The 19,691-nt window shown below is 40.6% G+C and carries 12 protein-coding genes; 4 read left to right on the forward strand and 8 right to left on the reverse strand.

The window, feature by feature from the left end; genetic code table 11:
• Window positions 1-83: 83 nt before the first annotated feature.
• The 3 genes from NSP_RS18245 to NSP_RS18255 form a co-directional block, all read right to left on the reverse strand.
• Window positions 84-671 carry a cytochrome c oxidase subunit 3 gene (locus NSP_RS18245; protein WP_006194497.1) on the reverse strand — a complete coding sequence of 196 codons (588 nt, stop codon included), beginning with the start codon at window positions 669-671 and terminating at the stop codon, window positions 84-86.
• Between the two features lie 111 nt (window positions 672-782).
• On the reverse strand, window positions 783-2,432 hold the full coding sequence (gene ctaD, locus NSP_RS18250; protein WP_006194496.1) for a cytochrome c oxidase subunit I: 1,650 nt from the start codon (window positions 2,430-2,432) through the stop codon (window positions 783-785).
• A 173-nt stretch (window positions 2,433-2,605) separates the two neighbouring features.
• Window positions 2,606-3,577, reverse strand: coding sequence for a cytochrome c oxidase subunit II (locus tag NSP_RS18255; RefSeq protein WP_006194495.1), 972 nt, complete (start codon window positions 3,575-3,577; stop codon window positions 2,606-2,608).
• A gap of 128 nt (window positions 3,578-3,705) precedes the next feature.
• Here NSP_RS18255 and NSP_RS25590 point away from each other — a divergent pair, with 128 nt between their 5' ends.
• Window positions 3,706-3,921 (forward strand): hypothetical protein, encoded by a 216-nt coding sequence (locus NSP_RS25590; protein ID WP_144360565.1) that lies wholly within the window; start codon window positions 3,706-3,708, stop codon window positions 3,919-3,921.
• Window positions 3,922-4,563: 642 nt separating this feature from the next.
• On the opposite strand, the gene fdxB is transcribed toward NSP_RS25590, so the two are convergent.
• Window positions 4,564-4,857, reverse strand: a complete 294-nt coding sequence (gene fdxB, locus NSP_RS18260; RefSeq protein WP_006194494.1) for a ferredoxin III, nif-specific — start codon at window positions 4,855-4,857, stop codon at window positions 4,564-4,566.
• Between the two features lie 988 nt (window positions 4,858-5,845).
• Here fdxB and NSP_RS18265 point away from each other — a divergent pair.
• Entirely contained in the window at window positions 5,846-7,462 is a 1,617-nt protein-coding gene (locus NSP_RS18265; protein ID WP_006194493.1) for a helix-turn-helix domain-containing protein, read from the forward strand.
• Between the two features lie 391 nt (window positions 7,463-7,853).
• Here the strand turns inward: NSP_RS18265 and dnaK are convergent, their stop codons facing one another.
• Window positions 7,854-9,755, reverse strand: a complete 1,902-nt coding sequence (gene dnaK, locus NSP_RS18270; protein ID WP_006194492.1) for a molecular chaperone DnaK — start codon at window positions 9,753-9,755, stop codon at window positions 7,854-7,856.
• 533 nt (window positions 9,756-10,288) lie between these two features.
• Between dnaK and NSP_RS18275 the strand changes: the two genes are divergently transcribed.
• Together NSP_RS18275 and dusB are read left to right on the forward strand one after the other, a co-directional pair.
• Window positions 10,289-11,104: an Rpn family recombination-promoting nuclease/putative transposase gene (locus NSP_RS18275; RefSeq protein ID WP_006194491.1), complete on the forward strand. Its 816-nt coding sequence runs from the start codon at window positions 10,289-10,291 to the stop codon at window positions 11,102-11,104.
• Window positions 11,105-11,163: 59 nt separating this feature from the next.
• Complete coding sequence (dusB, locus tag NSP_RS18280) at window positions 11,164-12,216, forward strand: tRNA dihydrouridine synthase DusB (protein ID WP_173403304.1); 1,053 nt, start codon at window positions 11,164-11,166, stop codon at window positions 12,214-12,216.
• Window positions 12,217-12,299: 83 nt separating this feature from the next.
• Here the strand turns inward: dusB and NSP_RS18285 are convergent, their stop codons facing one another.
• The 3 genes from NSP_RS18285 to NSP_RS18295 all read right to left on the reverse strand — a co-directional run bounded on the left by NSP_RS18285 (window position 12,300) and on the right by NSP_RS18295 (window position 19,129).
• The gene (locus NSP_RS18285) at window positions 12,300-15,422 is read right to left on the reverse strand and encodes a plasmid replication protein, CyRepA1 family (protein ID WP_006194489.1); all 3,123 of its coding nucleotides are present in this window, start codon (window positions 15,420-15,422) and stop codon (window positions 12,300-12,302) included.
• A 354-nt stretch (window positions 15,423-15,776) separates the two neighbouring features.
• Window positions 15,777-17,285 carry a thioredoxin-like domain-containing protein gene (locus tag NSP_RS18290; RefSeq protein WP_006194488.1) on the reverse strand — a complete coding sequence of 503 codons (1,509 nt, stop codon included), beginning with the start codon at window positions 17,283-17,285 and terminating at the stop codon, window positions 15,777-15,779.
• Window positions 17,286-17,503: 218 nt separating this feature from the next.
• On the reverse strand, window positions 17,504-19,129 hold the full coding sequence (locus NSP_RS18295; protein ID WP_017804313.1) for a hypothetical protein: 1,626 nt from the start codon (window positions 19,127-19,129) through the stop codon (window positions 17,504-17,506).
• Between the last annotated feature and the right edge of the window lie 562 nt (window positions 19,130-19,691).

Consider the following 19,691-nt stretch of genomic DNA (forward strand, 5'->3'; position numbering starts at 1 on the left):
TGATCTTTGCGTCCTTTGCGGTTCGTTCCTCTTAAATAACAGACACGATAAAAGCGAAAAACGAATTAACCACAAATAAACTGTTAAAACAGCGTGAGAATGTACACCAATGTGAATAGCACAATCCAGATAATATCTACAAAGTGCCAATACATTTCTGCCATTTCGATACCAGTATGTTTGGTAGCAGAATAATGACCGGGACGACGCGATCGCCAAACTACCCCTAAAATCAATAACAGTCCCACAAACACGTGCAAACCGTGGAACGCAGTCATGATATAAAAGCAGTTGGAGAAAACGTTAGTAGTCAGGCCATAGCCTAAATTCATGTACTCATAAACCTGACCAACCAAGAAAACTGCCCCCATGAGTGCGGTAACAAGATACCAAAACCGCATTCCTACGACATTATTCTTTTTAATCGCCACATCACCTAAATGAATGACGAAACTACTAGATAACAGAATAGCGGTGTTAATCGCTGGCAAAAATAATTCTACTCCTGTTCCTTCTGGAGGCCAAACTTCTGTAATGCCTCTAAAGAACAAATAAGTGGCAAAAAAGCCGCCAAACATTAATGATTCAGAACACAGAAACGTTAACAGTCCCCAGATGCGTAAATCTGGATGATGTTCTTCGTGATGTTCAGTCGTCGTAGCTACGGTCATATTGTTTACCCTCTAAATATCCAATAAGGGTGAGATATTGTTTAGAATGATGATTTTCTTGTGGAATAGGCAAGATGCCCACCCCACAATTTAGTCTGGTTATACCAATGTTTAGGCACTAATTTCTGGAATACCAGATGCTTCTGTTTCACTATGGCCGTAGTCGTAAGGGCCATGAGTTACCACAGGTAATACTTCCCAGTTTTCAATTATCGGTGGTGAACTGGTTGTCCACTCCAAACTCAAAGCTTGCCAAGGATTATCACCCGCTAATTCTCCTTTCCGCCAACTTTGAAGAATGTTGATGGTGAAGGGAATTACTGATATCCCTAAAACAAATGCACCAATGGTACAAAGTTGATTTAGGTCAACAAATTGGGGGTCATACATAGCCACTCTGCGGGGCATTCCTTGCAAACCCAATTCATGCATAGGTAAGAAAGTCAAGTTAGTCCCTATGAAGGTAAGGGCAAAGTGAACCCGTCCCCAGGTTTCATTCAGTTTGCGTCCGGTCATTTTGGGGAACCAGTGATAAATACCGGCATAGATGCCAAACACTGAACCACCAAAGAGAACGTAGTGGAAATGTCCGACTACATAATAGGTGTCGTGGACGTGAATATCAAAGGGGGCGGTTCCCATTGTTACGCCGCTTAAACCACCCATGACAAACATCGACAGTAAGCCAATGGCGAATAACATGGCGCTGGTGAAGCGAATTTTACCACCCCAAAGGGTAGCAACCCAGGCAAAAATCTTTACGCCAGTCGGTACGGCGACGATGAGAGTGGAGATGGTGAAGAACATCCGCATCCAGCCGGGTGTACCACTGGTAAACATATGGTGTACCCAGACGAATAAACCGACGACGCAAATAGCTACACTAGAATAGGCGATCGCTTTATAACCAAAAATCGGTTTACGGGCGTGAACTGGCACTACTTCCGACATAATGCCGAAAATGGGCAGAATCATTAAATATACTGCCGGGTGGGAATAGAACCAGAACAAATGTTGGTAAATTACAACATTACCGCCTGCATCTGGTTTAAAGAAGGATGTGCCAAAGTTGAGGTCAAACAACAACAGCACCAAACCCGCAGCTAATACAGGTGTAGAAAGTAAAGCGAGGACAGAAGTTGCTAAGATAGCCCAGCAAAATAAGGGTAATTGATCCCATTTCATGCTATGAACCTTCATCATCAGGATGGTGACAACGAAGTTCACCGAACCCAAAATTGAGGAAGTTCCGACTAAAACGATCGCTAATATCCACAGAGTTTGAGCCATTGGTGCTGTCACCAAACTCAATGGTGGGTAAGCTGTCCAACCAGATTGAGAACCACCGAAGATAAAACTAGCTAAAACCAGTAATCCTGCGACTGGGTTCAACCAAAAGGCGATCGCATTTAGCTTCGGGAAGGCCATATCCCTAGCACCGAGCATCAAAGGGATGAGATAATTACCAAATCCCCCAATCGCACTGGGGACAATCCACAGGAAGATCATAATCGTCCCGTGGTTAGTCATGAAAGCGTTATACAGATTGGGGTCGAGGAAGTCTGATGCTGGCGTTGCTAATTCCACACGCAAAGCCACCGCCATCAATCCACCGATGAGATAGAACACAAATGCTGTCACCAGGTATTGAATCCCAATCACCTTGTGATCAACATTAAATGTAAAATAGTCTTGCCATTTCCACGCCTGGGGATGATTTCCCCCTGTCGGCGTATTCCGGGGAAATTCTACCTGTGTCATAAGCTATTTTGCGACAATTTATTTTTGCCCTCAGTCAGTCATCATCACCAATAACCAATAACTAAAAGACTTACGCAAGAACTCTAGTAAAACTCTTATTTCTTTGTGTTCTTCGTGTCCTTCGTGGTTCGTTTATTCATGATTTTAGGTAAGTCCTGACCAATGAACAACGACTACTTTTGAAGTTGAGCGAGAGTTGCTGCACTCATACCCAAATCATGAACATGGGGAGCGAGAAATTCTGAAGTTGATAACTCAGCCGGATTAACTGCAACCGCTTGGTTGAGGTCTTGTTTTGCTGCAATCTGGCTTTCGGCTAACCAGCTATCAAACTCTTCTGGTGTGTGGACAATTACCTGACTCCGCATAGAACCGTGATAACCACCGCACAATTCCGTACAAACTACAGGATATGTACCAGGTTTAGTGGCGACAAATCGCAGTTGAGTAGCGATACCCGGAAGCGCGTCTTGTTTCAACCGGAATTGTGGAACCCAAAATGAGTGAATTACATCAATGGCTGACAGATTCAGTTGCACATCCGCACCAACGGGAACGTGTAACTCACCAGTGGTAATCCCACTATTGGGATAATTAAATATCCAGGCGTACTGCATTCCTTGGACATCCACAACCAAGTCGGCTTGTTTACCCTGTGAGTTGGGAGAAGCACCAATACCAATGTTCGTGGTACTTGCAGATGCTGAACTACCATCAAGAGTAGCTGCAAGAGCCGTTCCACCTGCATGAGAAACATGAGCCGCAGCATGGGGATGACTTCCAGGCTCAAATCCGCCCATTTGGTTGTAAACATCTACGCTGTAGATACCCAAAGCGACTACAATCACTGTGGGGATTGCTGTCCAAAAGATTTCTAAGGGAACGTTACCTTCTACGGGTACACCATCGGTATCATCACCCCGACGGCGACGGAATTTCACCAAAAATACGACAATAGTTCCTTCTACAATTAGAAACAGTGCGATCGCAATGGTAAACATCACATTGAAAAATCCGTCTACCAAAGGCGCTTGTTGAGATGCTTGTTCTGGTAGTAGATTGTGATTTTGTCCGAGCCAAATACTAATTGCTGTAATTACAACTCCAGCAACCAGAGTCCATAGTGAAACAGGAACTTTTTGCATATATGCTACCTGCTTTTTAAGCGGTCATTAAAGGTGTGATTTTCTGGGATAGAAATAGGACATTGAAATTAGTCTTTCTTCACATCTTGCACCTAGTCCAGGCGACTAGAAGTCCCGGCTATACAAAAATGACGCGGAGCGTCTTCTCGGAAGGAAGTCCGCACTTCCACAAGCTCAGTGACCACCTGCGCGGACTAACAGGAAATCAAGGTTTTCAACCCGCCTACGCGGGTTTCGCCTGTGTAGCCGCGATTTACAATCGCCTGGTGCTAGATATGAGTTTCCCCATTCCCAGTTCATCGCATCCTGCACTTTCGATGTATCACCCTAGCCAAACAAGATAATGCTTTACTTTTTATCTTGTATTTTTATGATTTTCACCATATTCGTGGCTACTGGTTTTTACATTTTCACAGGTCAGCGTTTTTTGTCTTCACTTATTAACTTTCTATCTCACTCTGACAAAATTTGGGGGAATTTTCCAGATAATTTCATATCTTTACCCCCAAAACTTAAATCTATATTTAAATTACTGTGACGAAAGCTGCTTCTACTGCAAAAAAAAAGTTAGGTACTCCAAGATGAAACCGTTAGCCTTAATATTGATCAGACTAGCACCGCAGGGCGGAAGTTAAAAGTCAAAAGTCAAAAGTCAAAAGTTTACCCTGAGCTTAGTCGTAAAGCCTACGGCATAGCTGCGCTTACCACGTAGTGTCTCGCAGAGAAGGGTCAAAAAGCTTATTGTATGGGCTTTTCATTAACTTTGAATGATTGGTCTATTTACGCCGTGCTGTACTAGTTGAGCCGCAAGTATGAATTTGTTAATAACTAACAATTTACGATTTACAATTCTGTTTACTGTGAACTCTTTGCTAGTTACAGTAAATATATATAATTCCCCTCTAGTTACCTTGCTTTGTGCCTTCGTGCGTTATTTCCAGAGTACCCTTTGTAACCCGAACAACTGTAAGCAAATCCCCCAAACCTTAATTGTCTACCACAGTATGGGTGTAGCAATTCTTAGGACATATTCGTGAACAAGCCTCACAACCAATACAGTTTTCTGGGTGAGCAACAACCATTACTTTGCGCTCAATTTCATCATCATCTTCATCCTCTACAAATTCCCCTTCTTCGTTGAGAGCTTTCAAGGTTAATACATTATGACCACATATCTTAAAGCATCTGCCACAGCCGATACATTTTTCGTAGTCAATTTCCTGGGCAAATTTAGGTATCCAGGTATTACCTCCAAATGTCAATCCTGTTAGTTGTGCCATGAATAAACGCCTACGAATTTGTTTCTACTTTAATCATCATAATAACCTAATCTTATTGTCTTGATTTATTGTAAAAGAATTATTTTTTTCTTAATTAAATTTCCATGACTTTTTATAAATCCTTCTGTGAATTTAGCAAAATTATCTAGTAAATGAAACTTATTATCAATAATTTGATGAGTAGATTTAGTAGTAATTTAGTGATTTTATCTAAATTACATCCTGTGAAGTTGCAATTATCCTCTCTGGCTAGCTATTTTATATTCCAGCAGCCATAAACTTCTGTGTTGATAAACATAAATCAATACCGAATTTCTATGTTACAGTTTCAATTAACAATCAAGATAATGACATTTTTTCTTTTATACGAATAAGAAATATATCCCCAACAGTATTATAAAGTACAGTTTATATGTTCATTTCTTACATTGAAAAGTTTTCAATTTGTCATTTATAAAATAAAAATGCCCGTCTTTGAATTAATTTAAGCGCCTTCATTTTTATAATCAAAAAATCATCTTGTTCCTTTCTTCATACACCCATAAAAATGTATAGCTTGTAACAGAAGATTTAGCTATTTTAAATATTAAAATTATTAATAAAGAAAATGAATTATCCTCAGCAGATACATCTATGTTCTAGAAAACCACTTTGGTTAATGCTCTAAGATCAACCGAAACAGTTTATAACCAAACTTTTAATTAAAGTCTTAAGAACAGTTTTCAAGCTCATTATGAACAAACTTCTCTAATTATTTATGAAATGTATAGTTAATAAAGAAGTAATTTAATACTTTCCTTAAAAGCCAGAAATATCTTTCTATTGGATGTGTAATTAAAATATGGATGTGGGGAATTATGACAGCAATCAGAGATTATTTTTGCTGAAAATATAATTTGGTGGCCATTGATAAATAGCGAAAAAACATCCAGGGGAGACTTAAGCCAAACATCTCAACAATTAGAGTGGGAAGAAGCCCGATAGCCGTATGCCTTATACAATTCCTAACAACAATTGCGTTGGATGTGACAACTGCCGCCCCCAATGTCCTACGGGTGCAATCAAAATCGAGAACGATGAATACTGGATCGATCCTAATCTTTGTAATAACTGTGAGGGCTATTATCCTGAACCACAATGTGTAATAGTGTGTCCCACTAATTCGCCCATACCTTGGCAAGCCAAAAAAGGTAGATGCAAAGTTGAACCGAGAGATGCACCTAGCCCAGATTTATTTGCCAATGGTCAAAATAATCCCTTTGCTTCGGCGATTGTGATTTGGGAAGCTTGTAATGTATTAGCACAACGCACATCCCTGAATTGGGAAATTAATCAAGCAGGTTACTTATCTTATGGCAGAAAAGTTAAACAAGGACGGGGTGCGATCGCCTTTCATCTCGAAGATCCATTTCCAGTCAACGCTCACGCTAGTAAAAGTATAACTGAGTTAGCAGCAATTGCCGCACTTGATATTAGAGCTACTTGTATTCATCTCATGTTTGCTGCCTATGCTACCTCCTTAGAGCAACCTTGGGAACAGGAGTTTGCCATTGATGAACGCCAAATTGAGAAATATTTAGGCTTAGAGAAGCGCAAGGACTTAAGCAAAAATGCCAAGCTAGCTTTAATCAAAAATATTGTCCAGCAAGCTTGTTCATTGATGATTTCCATTGACTGGCCTCAGCAAGGGCGTATTCCCGGATTTTCAGTCACAGGTAGCCGTTTGTGGGATTTAATCAATATTCAGCATCACTTTCAAGAAGATGATTTGGGGTGCAAATATTTGGTCGGACTAACTTTTAAAGTAAAAGCCGGAATATGGGCGCAGTATTTCTTAAACAAACAAGCCTGTAAAGAGCGAACTGCATTTTATCAATATGGCAGTTTACCAAAAACGCTATTAACTACTGTTATGAGCATTTGGCAGCAGCATGAAGGCGCAGTACGATTAATGCTGTGGTTGCTGTTTAAAACCAAAATGGGCAAAGAACAACGCATCACTGTTCCTACATTACTACGCATTGCTTACGGTGAAGAAAAAGTTACCATTGCCTCTAGACAAAGGGAAGAACGTAAACGCTTACTACGAACTTTTGAAAGTGATTTAGAAGTTCTTAATCATCATGGAATTAAACCCAATTTTGATCCAGTAACTTACCCGTTAGAAATTCAACCTTTGTGGGCGAAGTTAATGGGTATTCCCGAAGATCCAGAGGAAGCTTTAGAATTTTGGACTAATGACGGTGGAGGTAACAACCGCCTCACAGATTCAGGCCCCCGTGGTAAGTGGAATCTGCTGATGAATGCGCGAATTTTGTCTTTTGAACTACCGCCAGAATGGGAACAACGCACCTCTCAATTACAAAAAAAGCCAAGGCGAACTGTAAAAAGTAGAAGAAAAACCAACACCATCAGCGATTTACCCGGCGAACAGATTTTACAGGCGCGAAAAAATTTGCAACTTTCCCAGAGGGAATTAGCAAAGTTAACAGGTAAAAGCCAAAGCTGGATTCGCGATGTAGAAAATGGTCGTTTGAAAGTTAAAGCAGAAGACCAAGCACTATTACGGAAAGTGCTAAATATTGATTCAGGGATTTCCAAATAAAAAAATCCCCAATTTGTAGTGGCGTGGCAAGCCTAAAATGTTGCATTAGCCAAAGTCCATATCATCGGCGTTTATCGGCGTTCATCGGCGGTTTGTTACCTCTAAACTAATGCATTATTTTAGGCTTCTCAGTCCACTACAATTTTTGGGTAATTAATTTTTTGGTCTTCCCTCCTCGCTTGCGCTATGGTGTACACACAAATTGGCCTAGAGCGAGTTTTCAGTTCTAAAAACAATAATTAAACGGAAATCAAGTTCCCCTCCTCGCAAGCGAGGAGGGGTTGGGGGTGGGGTTTCATTTTATCTTCTCAAGCATTAAAAAAAATCCCCACCCAGGCAAATGCTTGGATGGGTCAAAGTATTAAATAAATGGGGGCAAATCTGAACACTACTAGCTTTCAGTGAAATCAGCATCAATCACATCATCACCGCCACCAGGAGGAGTAGGTCCACCATCTTGAGGTGCAGCACCAGGAGCCGCCGCATCACCACCAGCTTGCTGATAGATATTGCTACCAACCGCGAACAATGCTTGTTGTAATTCTGGTGTCAGCTTCTTGATTTGCTCGTCGTCTTCTTTTGCAACAGCTTCACGAAGGTCTTTCACCAAACCTTCCACCTTCGTCTTGTCAGCTTCAGGAACCTTATCACCTAATTCTTGCAACTGCTTCTCAGCTTGGTACGCCAAGGAATCAGCTTGGTTCTTGCGTTCAATTTTTTCCCGACGTTCTTTGTCAGAAGAAGCATTTTTTTCAGCTTCTTGCACCATGCGGTCAACGTCAGATTTATCCAAAGTAGACGCGCCAGTAATACTGATAGACTGTTCCTTACCAGTACCTTTGTCTTTAGCGGTAACGTTAAGGATACCGTTGGCATCAATATCAAAGGTAACTTCAATTTGTGGTACTCCACGCGGTGCGGGAGGAATACCATCAAGTCGGAAGGTTCCTAAACTCTTGTTATCGTTTGAGAACTCCCGTTCACCTTGAAGAACGTGAATTTCTACATTGGTTTGTCCATCCACAGCCGTAGAGAACACTTCCGACTTCTTGGTGGGGATGGTGGTATTCCGAGGGATAATTTTAGTCATCACACCGCCCAAGGTTTCTACACCCAAAGACAGTGGGGACACATCTAACAATAAGATGCCTGTGACATCACCCGCTAGTACACCTGCTTGAATAGCCGCACCAACTGCCACTACTTCATCAGGGTTAACACTTTGGTTGGGTTCTTTATCTAATACCTTCTTCACTACCTGTTGCACGGCAGGAATACGGGTAGAACCACCCACTAGTACAACTTCATTAATATCGGCTCTGCTTAATTTAGCATCCCGAATCGCGTTTTCCACAGGAATGCGGCAACGGTCGATTAAATCCGAGCAGAGTTCTTCAAACTTAGCACGGGTGAGAGTTGTATCCAGGTGCTTGGGACCATCCTGGGTAGCGGTGATAAATGGCAAATTGATTTCCGCTTGAGAAACGCTAGAAAGCTCAATTTTTGCTTTTTCTGCCGCTTCAGTCAAACGTTGTAAAGCTTGTTTATCTTGACGTAGGTCAATTCCTTCTGCTTTTCTGAATTGTTCAGCCAAGAAATCAACTATTTTTTTATCGAAGTCGTCACCACCCAGGTGAGTATCACCAGAAGTAGCTAGAACTTCAAATACTCCATCACCTACTTCTAGGATGGATACGTCGAAAGTACCACCACCAAGGTCAAATACCAGAATGGTTTCGTTGCTCTTCTTATCAAAACCATAAGCGAGAGAAGCGGCGGTAGGTTCGTTGATAATCCGTAGAACTTCAATGCCTGCAATTTTACCAGCGTCTTTTGTAGCTTGTCGCTGGGAGTCGTTAAAGTATGCTGGAACAGTGATTACAGCTTGGGTAACAGTTTCACCCAGATATTTGCTGGCATCTTCAACGAGTTTGCGAAGAACTTTTGCAGAAATTTCTTCAGGCGCAAAGGGTTTACCAACTATCGGACAATCTAACTTAACATTGCCGTTGCTGCTCAGAACTTTGTAAGAAACTTCCGTAGACTCGTTACCAACTTCGTCGTAACGTCGTCCCAGAAAGCGTTTAACAGAGTAAAAAGTATTTTCAGGGTTCATTACGCCCTGGCGTTTGGCGATTTGACCAACTAAATTATCGCCATTTTTGGCAAATGCCACTACTGATGGTGTTGTCCGAAAACCTTCTGCGTTAGCAATAACGGTGGGTTTACCGCCTTCCATAACTGCTACGCAAGAGTTCGTGGTACCTAAGTCAATTCCAACAACTTTTGCCATTTTAATTATTGGCTCCGTATAACTACAAATGAATGAATGGGAATATTAAGGGACTAAATCTGGAACCAACGGGTTAAAAAAACAGTTAGTTCAGCATTAACAACCTTTAATTCGGCTTTCCTGGGGTTAAAACCTCAAGTTATCCTGATATATATACTGAGAACTTCAGTTATAGCCAGTCCATGAAGGAGGGTTTCCCGAACCTTGGACGGGACGGTTAATTTTAAAGGATGTATTTAGTTCGTTCATTGAGAAATTTGCTTTCACTCTGTCTAATGTATGAGAATTAATACTTTCAGCAATTAGGGTGAACCGTAATCTCAAAGTGGTGTTTGCCGTCTTTAGGTGTAACAAACCCTAGATTTACTCAGGATAAATAGCCAAAAAAAGGCGCTATATCCCCAATAACACTGTTAAATGACAGTCATGCTATACAAAATTATGTTTATTAGTACAATAATACTATTGAGTGCATGAGTGGATAATGTTCACCCATCAGAGGTAAAATCGCAAATCTCCGCACTACATCACGAGTGAAAACAGACAGTATTTTTTATCGCCTTTTTCAAGAATTGCCCAGTATTTTTTTTGAATTAATTGGTAATTCACCCCAGCTTGCTGAAACTTACACATTTTCTTCCATAGAAATTAAGCAAACGGCATTTCGTATAGATGGCGTTTTTCTGCCGACACAAGGCGAACAAAACCCCATCTACTTTGTTGAAGTTCAGTTTCAAACTGATACAGAAATTTATTCGCGGCTGTTTTCTGAAATATATTTATATTTGCGGCAAAATAAACCTAAAAACTCATGGCGAGGAGTAGTAATTTATCCCACGCGCAGCGTTGATACTTCAGATATCAATAATTACAGCGAGTTTTTCACCAGCCAGCGTGTTACCCGCATTTATCTGGATGAATTAGGGGAAACAATATCATTGCCCATTGGGATTGCTACTATTAAATTAATAGTCGAGAATAAAGATACAGCCATTGTAACTGCCAGGGAATTAATAGACCGAACCCAGCAAGAGCCTAACGGTGAATCACAACGGCAACAGTTACTACAACTAATAGAGACTATTTTGGTTTACAAATTTCCCACCATGAGCCGAAAGGAGATTGAAGAAATGTTTCGGTTAAGCGATTTGAAACAGACACGAGTTTATCAAGAAGCTAAACAAGAAGGCTTACAGGAAGGAAAACAAGAAGGCTTACAGGAAGGAAGTTTAAAAGCGAAATTAGCAGCAGTATCTCGATTATTAGCGTTGGGTTTGACGGTTGAACAAATTGCCCAGGCTTTAGATTTGAATGTTGAACAGGTTAGGCAAGCTACACAAGGAGATTAAACGCACGTAAATAACCCTAAATGCCATCATCTTCAATTTTCACAAGTTTCAATTTTATTATGCTTACACTATCTCCTACTTTAAAAGCTAAACTCTCTCAGCCCCTGAAAATCGGCTCTTTTGAGGTCAAAAGTCGAGTTCTTCAGTCGCCTTTATCTGGGGTGACAGATATGGTGTTTCGTCGTCTGGTGCGTCGGTATGCGCCAGATTCGATGTTGTATACAGAAATGGTAAATGCTACAGGGTTGCACTATGTGAAAGAGTTACCGAAAATTATGGAGGTAGACCCCAGGGAACGACCAATCAGTATTCAGTTGTTTGATTGTCGCCCGGATTTTTTGGCAGAAGCCGCAATTAAGGCTGTTGCGGAGGGTGCTGATACTATTGATATTAATATGGGTTGTCCGGTCAATAAAATTACTAAAAATGGTGGCGGTTCATCTTTATTGCGTCAACCGGAAGTGGCGGAAGCTATTGTGCAAGAAGTAGTGAAGGCTGTTAAAGTCCCAGTCACAGTAAAAACTCGCATTGGCTGGAATGATAAGGAAATTACGATCCTTGATTTTGCCAAGCGGATGGAAGATGCTGGAGCGCAAATGATTACAGTGCATGGACGCACTCGCGCTCAAGGGTACAATGGTAATGCTCGATGGGAATGGATTACTCGTGTAAAAGAAGTGCTTTCGATTCCGGTAATTGGGAATGGAGATATTTTTTCAGTTGAAGCGGCTGTGAGATGTTTAGAACAAACTGGCGCTGATGGGGTGATGTGTTCTCGTGGGACTTTGGGTTATCCCTTTTTGGTGGGAGAAATTGACCATTTCTTGAAAACCGGGGAAATGTTAGCGCCACCAAGCCCAATTCAACGCTTGGAATGTGCCAGAGATCATTTACAAGCATTATGGGAATATAAAGGCGATCGCGGTGTACGTCAAGCCCGTAAGCACATGACCTGGTACGCGAAAGGTTTTGTCGGTGCGGCTGAGTTGCGTGGAAAGTTAAGTTTGATTGAAACAGTGCAGCAAGGTTTAGATTTAATTGACCTAGGAATTGAACAGTTAAATCATAGTTATCAACCAATAGAAGAAGCAACAAATTTTCAAGTTGCTTAATCTAAATCACCCCCATTTATTAACTGAACAAACAAAATTCTTGCTCCCTCTCCTTAGTAAGGAGAGGGTTGGGGTGAGGTTCTTTAATTGTTTACCCCGACATATTTATTCTTCCCCGACTCAACCTTTGATTTTGGATAATTATTAGCCGTTTTACCCTCAAAATTATTGATCCCAGCTAACATTAACTCATCGCGTTGATGCCAAATGGTAAATATTTTTTCCCTACCATCATAGAATGTATCTGAGTCTATTTGATATGTTTTATGGACTCGTTTTAGTTTCAAACCCAATAGTTTTAATAGTCGGCTGAGTATTTTTATTGCTGAAATACTTTCTTTGCCTCTAACCAAATCAATCCCTAAGACTCTTTTAATGTGTTTACTATGCTGAGAAGCAACATCTTTAAGCAAAAGTAAATCAGGATGATCTTCTGTAAATTTTCTTTCTGGTTCTAAAAATTGCAGCATTCCTAACGCTCTCATAGCTTCAACTTTGCAGGTATAAGTTTTTAAATCTGGCAGAAAAACTTTCCCATCACCCCACAATAATTGTTGCTGCCATTCTTGCTGATCTCTGACATGAAAATACTCGCTTTCATGTGTAAGGTAATAGTGAAGCAGTAATTGAACATAGTACCCTTTGTCATCCCGCAACTTTAATTCAGGAGTAACTGGAATCCCATATCTTTGTCTGAGAGTATATTTATCAATTTGGTGACGTTCTGCTTCTAATAGAGAATGTTTATTTAATAGTTGCTCATACTCTAAATAATTAATATCTCGTGCTTTGGCTACAGCAATCGCGGCTAATAATTGATGTTGTTGCTTAATCTCTCGAATTTGGTATTTAATATCTTTCGCTTTTTGACGCTTTTCTGACCAATCTCTTTGCACTTTCACGATTTCTATAACTAACCTTTTGCGGTTTTCCACATCGTCAGAATCTGTTGCCAAAAATGCTAGGCGTAAATCTCTGACAATATTATTGTGAACAGCATTACTTCGCAACCAGATTTGATGTCCATCTGCTATTAAACCATCTTGCATTGATTGGCGATAGAGACGAATCGAGGCGTTTACCCTAGCAGATAATTTTGCCCAAGTCCGTAAATGTATTGGGTCATAAACTAATGGTAAATCTACATCTATTTTATGTAAAGGACTCAGCAAGGCTAAGTTTTCTTTTTGATTTTCTTGATACCAGTCAGATAGTAAGCGATAATTTGTACTCCCACTCCCAATTAAGCCTATTCCTCTCTTAGCACACCAGACAATACGAGGAACATTATCCCGGACTCTGGCTAATGCTTGTCGGGCTTCTGAGTCAGGAATTACTCCTTGAAAAATCCCATAAACTCGGTCGAAGTGTTGGACATCAATACTAATTCCTGTTCCAAGGCTAGGAGTGACAAAAACGGTATCATATTCAGGTATTTTTTGATTAATATCTCCCACAAAATCAACGGCTGCATGACCAGGTGTGCTGGTTGTGCGACTGCTTATTACTAGAGATTTGGGAAATTGCTGTCGTAATTTTTCTAAACGTTCTTTGAGGTAGCTTTCAATTGTTTCGCAACTATAACGCCCAGAACGACTATCTGTAGTTACGTAACATTTAAGTCCTGCTATTAAGTCTAATTCTAGTTTATGAATCAAGGGTGTGGGGTTAGGAGAATCATAGAAAGTCACATTCCAGCCTTTCTGAGGTTTCCATTGATTTAACAACACCCAAGGCGTTATTTTAATTCCTGATAATTTTTGCAAATATTCTAAAGATACATCTGACAAATCAGCATCTTGGGCAATTACTAACCCCCCTGTTGTCAAAACTGTTGAAATTAGCTGTTGAAATAATTTTAGAATTTTAACTCGTTTATGTTTACAAGTATTACTATTAAGTAGATGCCACAAAGATTGTTCTACTTCATCCAGAATTAATATTGCGCCTTGCCAATCTTTAGGGTTAAGTTTCCAAATAGAATCAACACATAAACCGAAAGACTTTGTTTTGTTTAATGGATCGCTGATAATAGGTAAATTCTTATCTGCTTGCATTAAATGTTGTTTATTATTAAATCCCCATTGAATACCAATTTTCTCACACAAAAAACGACCTAATTGAATTCTGTGTGTAATTAATAATACAGGTCTATTTATAGCTTGAGCTTTGTTAACAATGCCTTGCAGGGCTGTGGTTTTTCCTGTTCCTTTGGCTGATTTTACTCCCACTAACCCAGAAGCGGGATAACATACTTCTTCTAAGTAAGGACAGTTGACGGTGAGTCCAGCTGGAATAGTTAACTGAGTATGGGGTTTACTTTGGGCTAAATAAATCTCTAAATCAACGCTTTGGCGATAAATTTTATCGAAAGCACTTGCACCTTTAGCAACAATTAGTTCATCAACACCTTTTTCTATTCCTGGAAGTTCGATAACTTTAACAGGGCATTTTTTTTCTTGGAATAAACAACCTAGTTGGGAAATGGCGTTATTGATAGCAGCAATTTTCCTCGGTTGAGTTTCAAAATCAAAGCAAATATAAAAGGCGCGGTTTGTTGTTGCAAATGCTGCTAGGTCGGGAATCAGTTGACGACTGGTGACTTTGCCAAAGGTATCTTTAAAAACTCGATAACCACTGGTAATTCCCGGAATGGCGATCGCAGCGTATCCTTGTGTTAATAATGCTGCTGCTTTCTTCACACCCTCGCAGATGATGACGGGTAAATTTTGTTGCATTACCCATTGCCAAAACCCCTCAGCTTCTCCATGAGCATTAACGTTGATATTGCTGGGCATCGTTAGATTATACCGTTGCGATACTTGCTGCCAAATTTTTATTGTCACCCGCAGACAAAATACCCGTGTTGGTGTGCTGGGTGGATGTTCGTACTTGATGGATTTACCATTCTGATTAATTCGGGGTTGGTTTGGTTTAAAACATCCCCATTCCATTGATTCCCAGTTATTTAAAGGATCTAAACCAGAACACCACCAACCGCCTGCGGTGACATGATTATAACGCTGTAACCAACCATTTCTCACCCTACCAGTGTTGGTACGGGGAAGATGCTCAGAAATTAACAGATACTCATAGGCTGATGCGTCTTGGAGAGATTTAAAATTCAGTTGTGATAAGTGTAAATCTATACTGCTACTCTTGACTAATTCCTCAAGGTGTTGGGTGTGTAAATAGTGCAGATGCATGGGGCGACCCTTGAACGGAATACGATGGATTTAAAATTTACCATGCATTCGCTTGTTTTTTATGGAAGAGATTACGAGTGTTTTATGATAGTTTTGTTACTTCGTACTTGTGAATACATCGGTGACTCGTCAAGTATATGATTTTGTGAGAGTATGTTGCTCAAGTAATAAGCTTGTATTGTAATATTTGTTTTAATTTTTCAGTAATTTTTCTATTTATTTAGAGTAAGTTGACATAAATTAATTTTATGATTTTTTAACGCAGAGGGGCGCGGAGGTAAGCGCAAAGGTACGCGGAGGTTTTTTGTATTTATCTGTGTTTATCGGTGGTTATTTACAGAAATACCCCATAGGCTACGGTGTACATACGTCTGGCGCACACAAACCAGGAAATTTTAAAGTTGTCACCTCAAACTTATTTAAATCTCCGCGACGGATAGCATGGTTATTCGTATCACTAATATATAGATAGTCACCCATCACACTCAGTCCCGAAGGTTCAAAGAAACGTGTATTTTGCCCTTGACCGTCTTGTAAACCCGCAGAACCATCTCCCAAAATTGTTTGACAATTACCTGTACTGGGACTGACTAATTTAATTTTGTGGTTGTAGGTATCTGCTACCCACAGATAATTTTGGGCATATTCAACTCCTAAACAATGCTGTAAGCGGACATTTTCACCTTGTCCATGAACATCACCAAAACCAAATAATTGCTTACTACCACAAATGCTTCTGACTTGTTGCGGTTCCTTTAGTCCTACGCCACGAATTGAACTTACTTCACTATCAGCAATATACAATTCTTGTCCATTGGTCGTGATTCCACTGGGTTGGGCAAATACTGAGTCGGTAAGTAAACCATCTATACAAGCTTCTGCACCAGTACCAGCATAGGTTTTAACGATACCGCTTTCTAAGTTCATTTGCCAAATTTGATGCGACCCAGCCATTGCAATAAATAGGGTTTGTCCCAATTGCACTACATCCCAAGGGGAATTTAAAGCGGTTTCTATTCCTGCACCCCCATGAGGATAAATATTGCGGCTTTGTTCACCAGTTCCAGCGATGGTTTTTACTATTTGACGCTTGAGGTCAACTCGTCGCAGGGTATGATTTTCTGTATCAGCAACGTAAAGCATCTGATTTTCTGGATCAAATGCCATTCCTTGGGGTGCGAAAAACTGCGCTTCGTTAAATGCACCATCGGTTAAGCCAGATTTTCCCGTTCCAATTAAGTGCAGAATTTCTCCGTCGTAGCTACTCATTACTACACGGTGATGTCCAGAGTCCGCGATGAATAACCCGGCGGGAGTGGCGAGAACTTTACCGGGAAAGGCTAGTGGTGTAGTTAATGCTTGACGTTGTTTTTCTAAAGTTACGCTGATTTCCTGGAAATTAATCGTACCTTTTTCTTGGTGTTCACTAATTAACTGCTGAATTAACTCGTCTAAACTATCACGCTTGCCTTCACCAGAAAGATAACCTACTACGTAACCTTCTGGATCAATAATCATGAAGGTAGGCCAAGCACGCACAGTATACTCTTCCCAAACCCGAAAATCTCTATCTACTAAAACTGGATGTTCGATGTCGTAGCGCAGGATGGCTTGGCGAATATTCTCAATTTCTTTTTCGTTGTCAAATTTAGCCGAGTGTACGCCGATAACCGTCAGGCTGTCTTGATATTTTTGTTCTAAGTATTTTAAATCTGGCAGAATGTGGAGACAATTAATACAGCAATATGTCCAAAAGTCCAAAATTACGACTCTACCCTTGAGTTCTTTGAGAGATAAGGGTTTATCAGTGTTAAGCCAAGTGTAATTTTGTGGTAGTTCCGGCGCTCTGACACGGGGAGTCATGGAATATCCTTTGGCCTTAGTGGTAGGCGATACTAATATAGTTGTCTCATAATCCGGGCGGGCAGGATGCCCACCCCACAAAATGGTTGAAATACAGCAGTTTTCATTGAAATGAAGTACAGATATAGTTGAGTATTTTTTGATCAACTATACTCACTTGCAAACTGCTGTATTTCTGCCAAATTCCTTCTTATCTATCCTCCTAACTGGTGGTTCTGTTATTCCTCCATAGTGGTAACTTTGTATTCCCCAGCCCTTTCTTCCTGTTCTGGTACAGGCGTAGTTTCTGGAACTACTGAAGGCTCACTAGGAGATAATTTAAAATTTGGCAGTTGTTTAGGGTTGAAATATCTTTTTAATGACGGTTCTTCAGGATCGGGAGCAATTTTTGTGGGTAACGGTATTGATTCACCTGTTGGCGTTTCCTCTGGTTGTGCTTCCGGTGCAGTTGACTCACTAGATTTAGGTGTTTCTGGTTTCGCTAATTTTTCCGGTGCTTCCACTGGAGGTGTGGGAATTATCTCAGGTTGAGCTTCCGGTGCAGGTGACTCAATAATCTCTGGTAGTGTCGGGGATAAACTCGGTGACGGTTCCGTTGTCGGGACTGAACGACGTTGGAAAAATCCCTCAGATTTAGGTGTTTCTGGTTTCGCTAATTTTTCCGGTGCTTCCACTGGAGGCGTGGGAATTATCTCAGGTTGAGCTTCCGGTGCAGGTGACTCAATAATCTCTGGTAGTGTCGGGGGTAAACTCGGTGACGGTTCTATTGTCGGGACTGCACGACGTTTGAAGAATACCTCAGATTTTGATGTTTCGGATGCTTCAACTTGGGGTGTAGGTTTTACAGGTGTTTCTGGAACTTCAGTTTTAGGAATAATCTGAGGCTGTGATTCTGGTGTTGTTTCAACGCTGGGAGTAGGTGTAGGTTCAACTACTGGTTTATTCGCAGTGTAATTGGGGTCTACAATACTACGCGCCTGATCCGCTTTTAATTCTCCTCTGACAATTCTCGAAAGTGTGTCTTTACCCTGGGGCTGATAATTAATCAGTCTGGCTGTGGTATTAAAGGCATTTTTTAGAGGATTTCCCTGATTATCGAGGAATTCTAGTTTTATCCAATTTTTACCAGGTTTGAAGCCCTTGAGGTAAATTGGTTGCCAGCGATCCAAAATGAAGCTTTCATCATTAATAGTGCAACGGATGCGCCAATCGCTGACTGTATCGTTGGGGTTGTCTTCAGCGACAAGATGCAGAGGCGCGTTAGTTAAATAAAAGTCCAGTAAAATTGGTTCTGCTCCATAACTGCCTTTAGGACGGCTGTAAGTTAGTACAGGCAGAGTAGGATCAGGGTTATTGTCCTCAGTTTTCGTGAAAATATGGAATGTTGTCTGGGCGTAAGCACCTTCATTTTTAAAGCTTTCGTGCCAAGGACGAGAAGCAAAAACGCGTAAGGTATGTGTACCAGGGGAAACTTCTGGTAAAACTAAAGGCTTATTTACATCGTAAACAGCTATATAAGGTTGGTTATCGAGAATTACGTGTAAATGAGGCCCTAATTCCAATTCAGGATCTTTGAATATTGGTATATCCTTTACCTGAAAGTTAACTGTAACTTTGCTGTCTTGGAGAATTTCATCAGGTTGGGGGGATAAAAATGTCACCTGTGGCCGATAATTTTCCAAGGTGAGGCGTAGTTCCTGAATGACCTCTGGTGGGGAAACTTCGGAAAATTGCTGAGAAATCTGAGAAATTTTGGGCGGGTTATTTCTCTGGCTCACAGCCACTTCTTGGCTACCAGCTTTTTCACCACAACTGGCTAAAGTCAATACCAGCACCAATGTCATCAGCCACCTGATAATAGTAAATCTCCGATAAAATATCTGGTTGAGCATTCCTGGCTGCCAAAATTTCATGCATTTGATCCTAGTGATGGTTAGTCGTCATTGACACTCCCCTATAAATTCGGGGATTCTTGCTTCACTGGGATTCCAATGAATTTACCCTCTGCAAGCATCTTGACCGTATGCCCTACGGCTGCAAGTCCTCGAACCAGAACTACTTAAGTTATTCTGACTTAAACCGTACATCGGACACCATAGCCCAAAAGGTGAAATGTTTCTCACATCGCATAACATTTTATTTTGATTTTTTTAGATAAATTTAAAATAATTAATACTTTCTCCAAATTTTTCCCGTAGCAATTGAAACATAGAAAAAAAATAAAAAGATTCAGCTGTAATGCCAGCTAAATGGGGTTAATTGTGTTAAGCCATAAGTTTGACGAATTGTTATCCTTTGTAAATTAAATGAATAAACTCTTGACTTTTCGCGAGAAAGTTCGCAAATAAAAAGCTTGTATGGCAATTATTTCAGCTAATTTGAATTATTGTTAAAATGTGTTTAACA

The sequence above is a fragment of the Nodularia spumigena CCY9414 genome (assembly GCF_000340565.2).
GTDB lineage: Bacteria > Cyanobacteriota > Cyanobacteriia > Cyanobacteriales > Nostocaceae > Nodularia > Nodularia spumigena.

What these genes read in the sequence shown, in the direction of transcription:
- NSP_RS18245 (WP_006194497.1), bottom strand. Translation starts at nt 671, where the DNA reads ATGACCGTAGCTACGACGACTGAACATCACGAAGAACATCATCCAGAT.
- ctaD (WP_006194496.1), bottom strand. Translation starts at nt 2,432, where the DNA reads ATGACACAGGTAGAATTTCCCCGGAATACGCCGACAGGGGGAAATCAT.
- NSP_RS18255 (WP_006194495.1), bottom strand. Translation starts at nt 3,577, where the DNA reads ATGCAAAAAGTTCCTGTTTCACTATGGACTCTGGTTGCTGGAGTTGTA.
- NSP_RS25590 (WP_144360565.1), top strand. Translation starts at nt 3,706, where the DNA reads ATGACGCGGAGCGTCTTCTCGGAAGGAAGTCCGCACTTCCACAAGCTC.
- fdxB (WP_006194494.1), bottom strand. Translation starts at nt 4,857, where the DNA reads ATGGCACAACTAACAGGATTGACATTTGGAGGTAATACCTGGATACCT.
- NSP_RS18265 (WP_006194493.1), top strand. Translation starts at nt 5,846, where the DNA reads ATGCCTTATACAATTCCTAACAACAATTGCGTTGGATGTGACAACTGC.
- dnaK (WP_006194492.1), bottom strand. Translation starts at nt 9,755, where the DNA reads ATGGCAAAAGTTGTTGGAATTGACTTAGGTACCACGAACTCTTGCGTA.
- dusB (WP_173403304.1), top strand. Translation starts at nt 11,164, where the DNA reads ATGCTTACACTATCTCCTACTTTAAAAGCTAAACTCTCTCAGCCCCTG.
- NSP_RS18285 (WP_006194489.1), bottom strand. Translation starts at nt 15,422, where the DNA reads ATGCATCTGCACTATTTACACACCCAACACCTTGAGGAATTAGTCAAG.
- NSP_RS18290 (WP_006194488.1), bottom strand. Translation starts at nt 17,285, where the DNA reads ATGACTCCCCGTGTCAGAGCGCCGGAACTACCACAAAATTACACTTGG.
- NSP_RS18295 (WP_017804313.1), bottom strand. Translation starts at nt 19,129, where the DNA reads ATGACATTGGTGCTGGTATTGACTTTAGCCAGTTGTGGTGAAAAAGCT.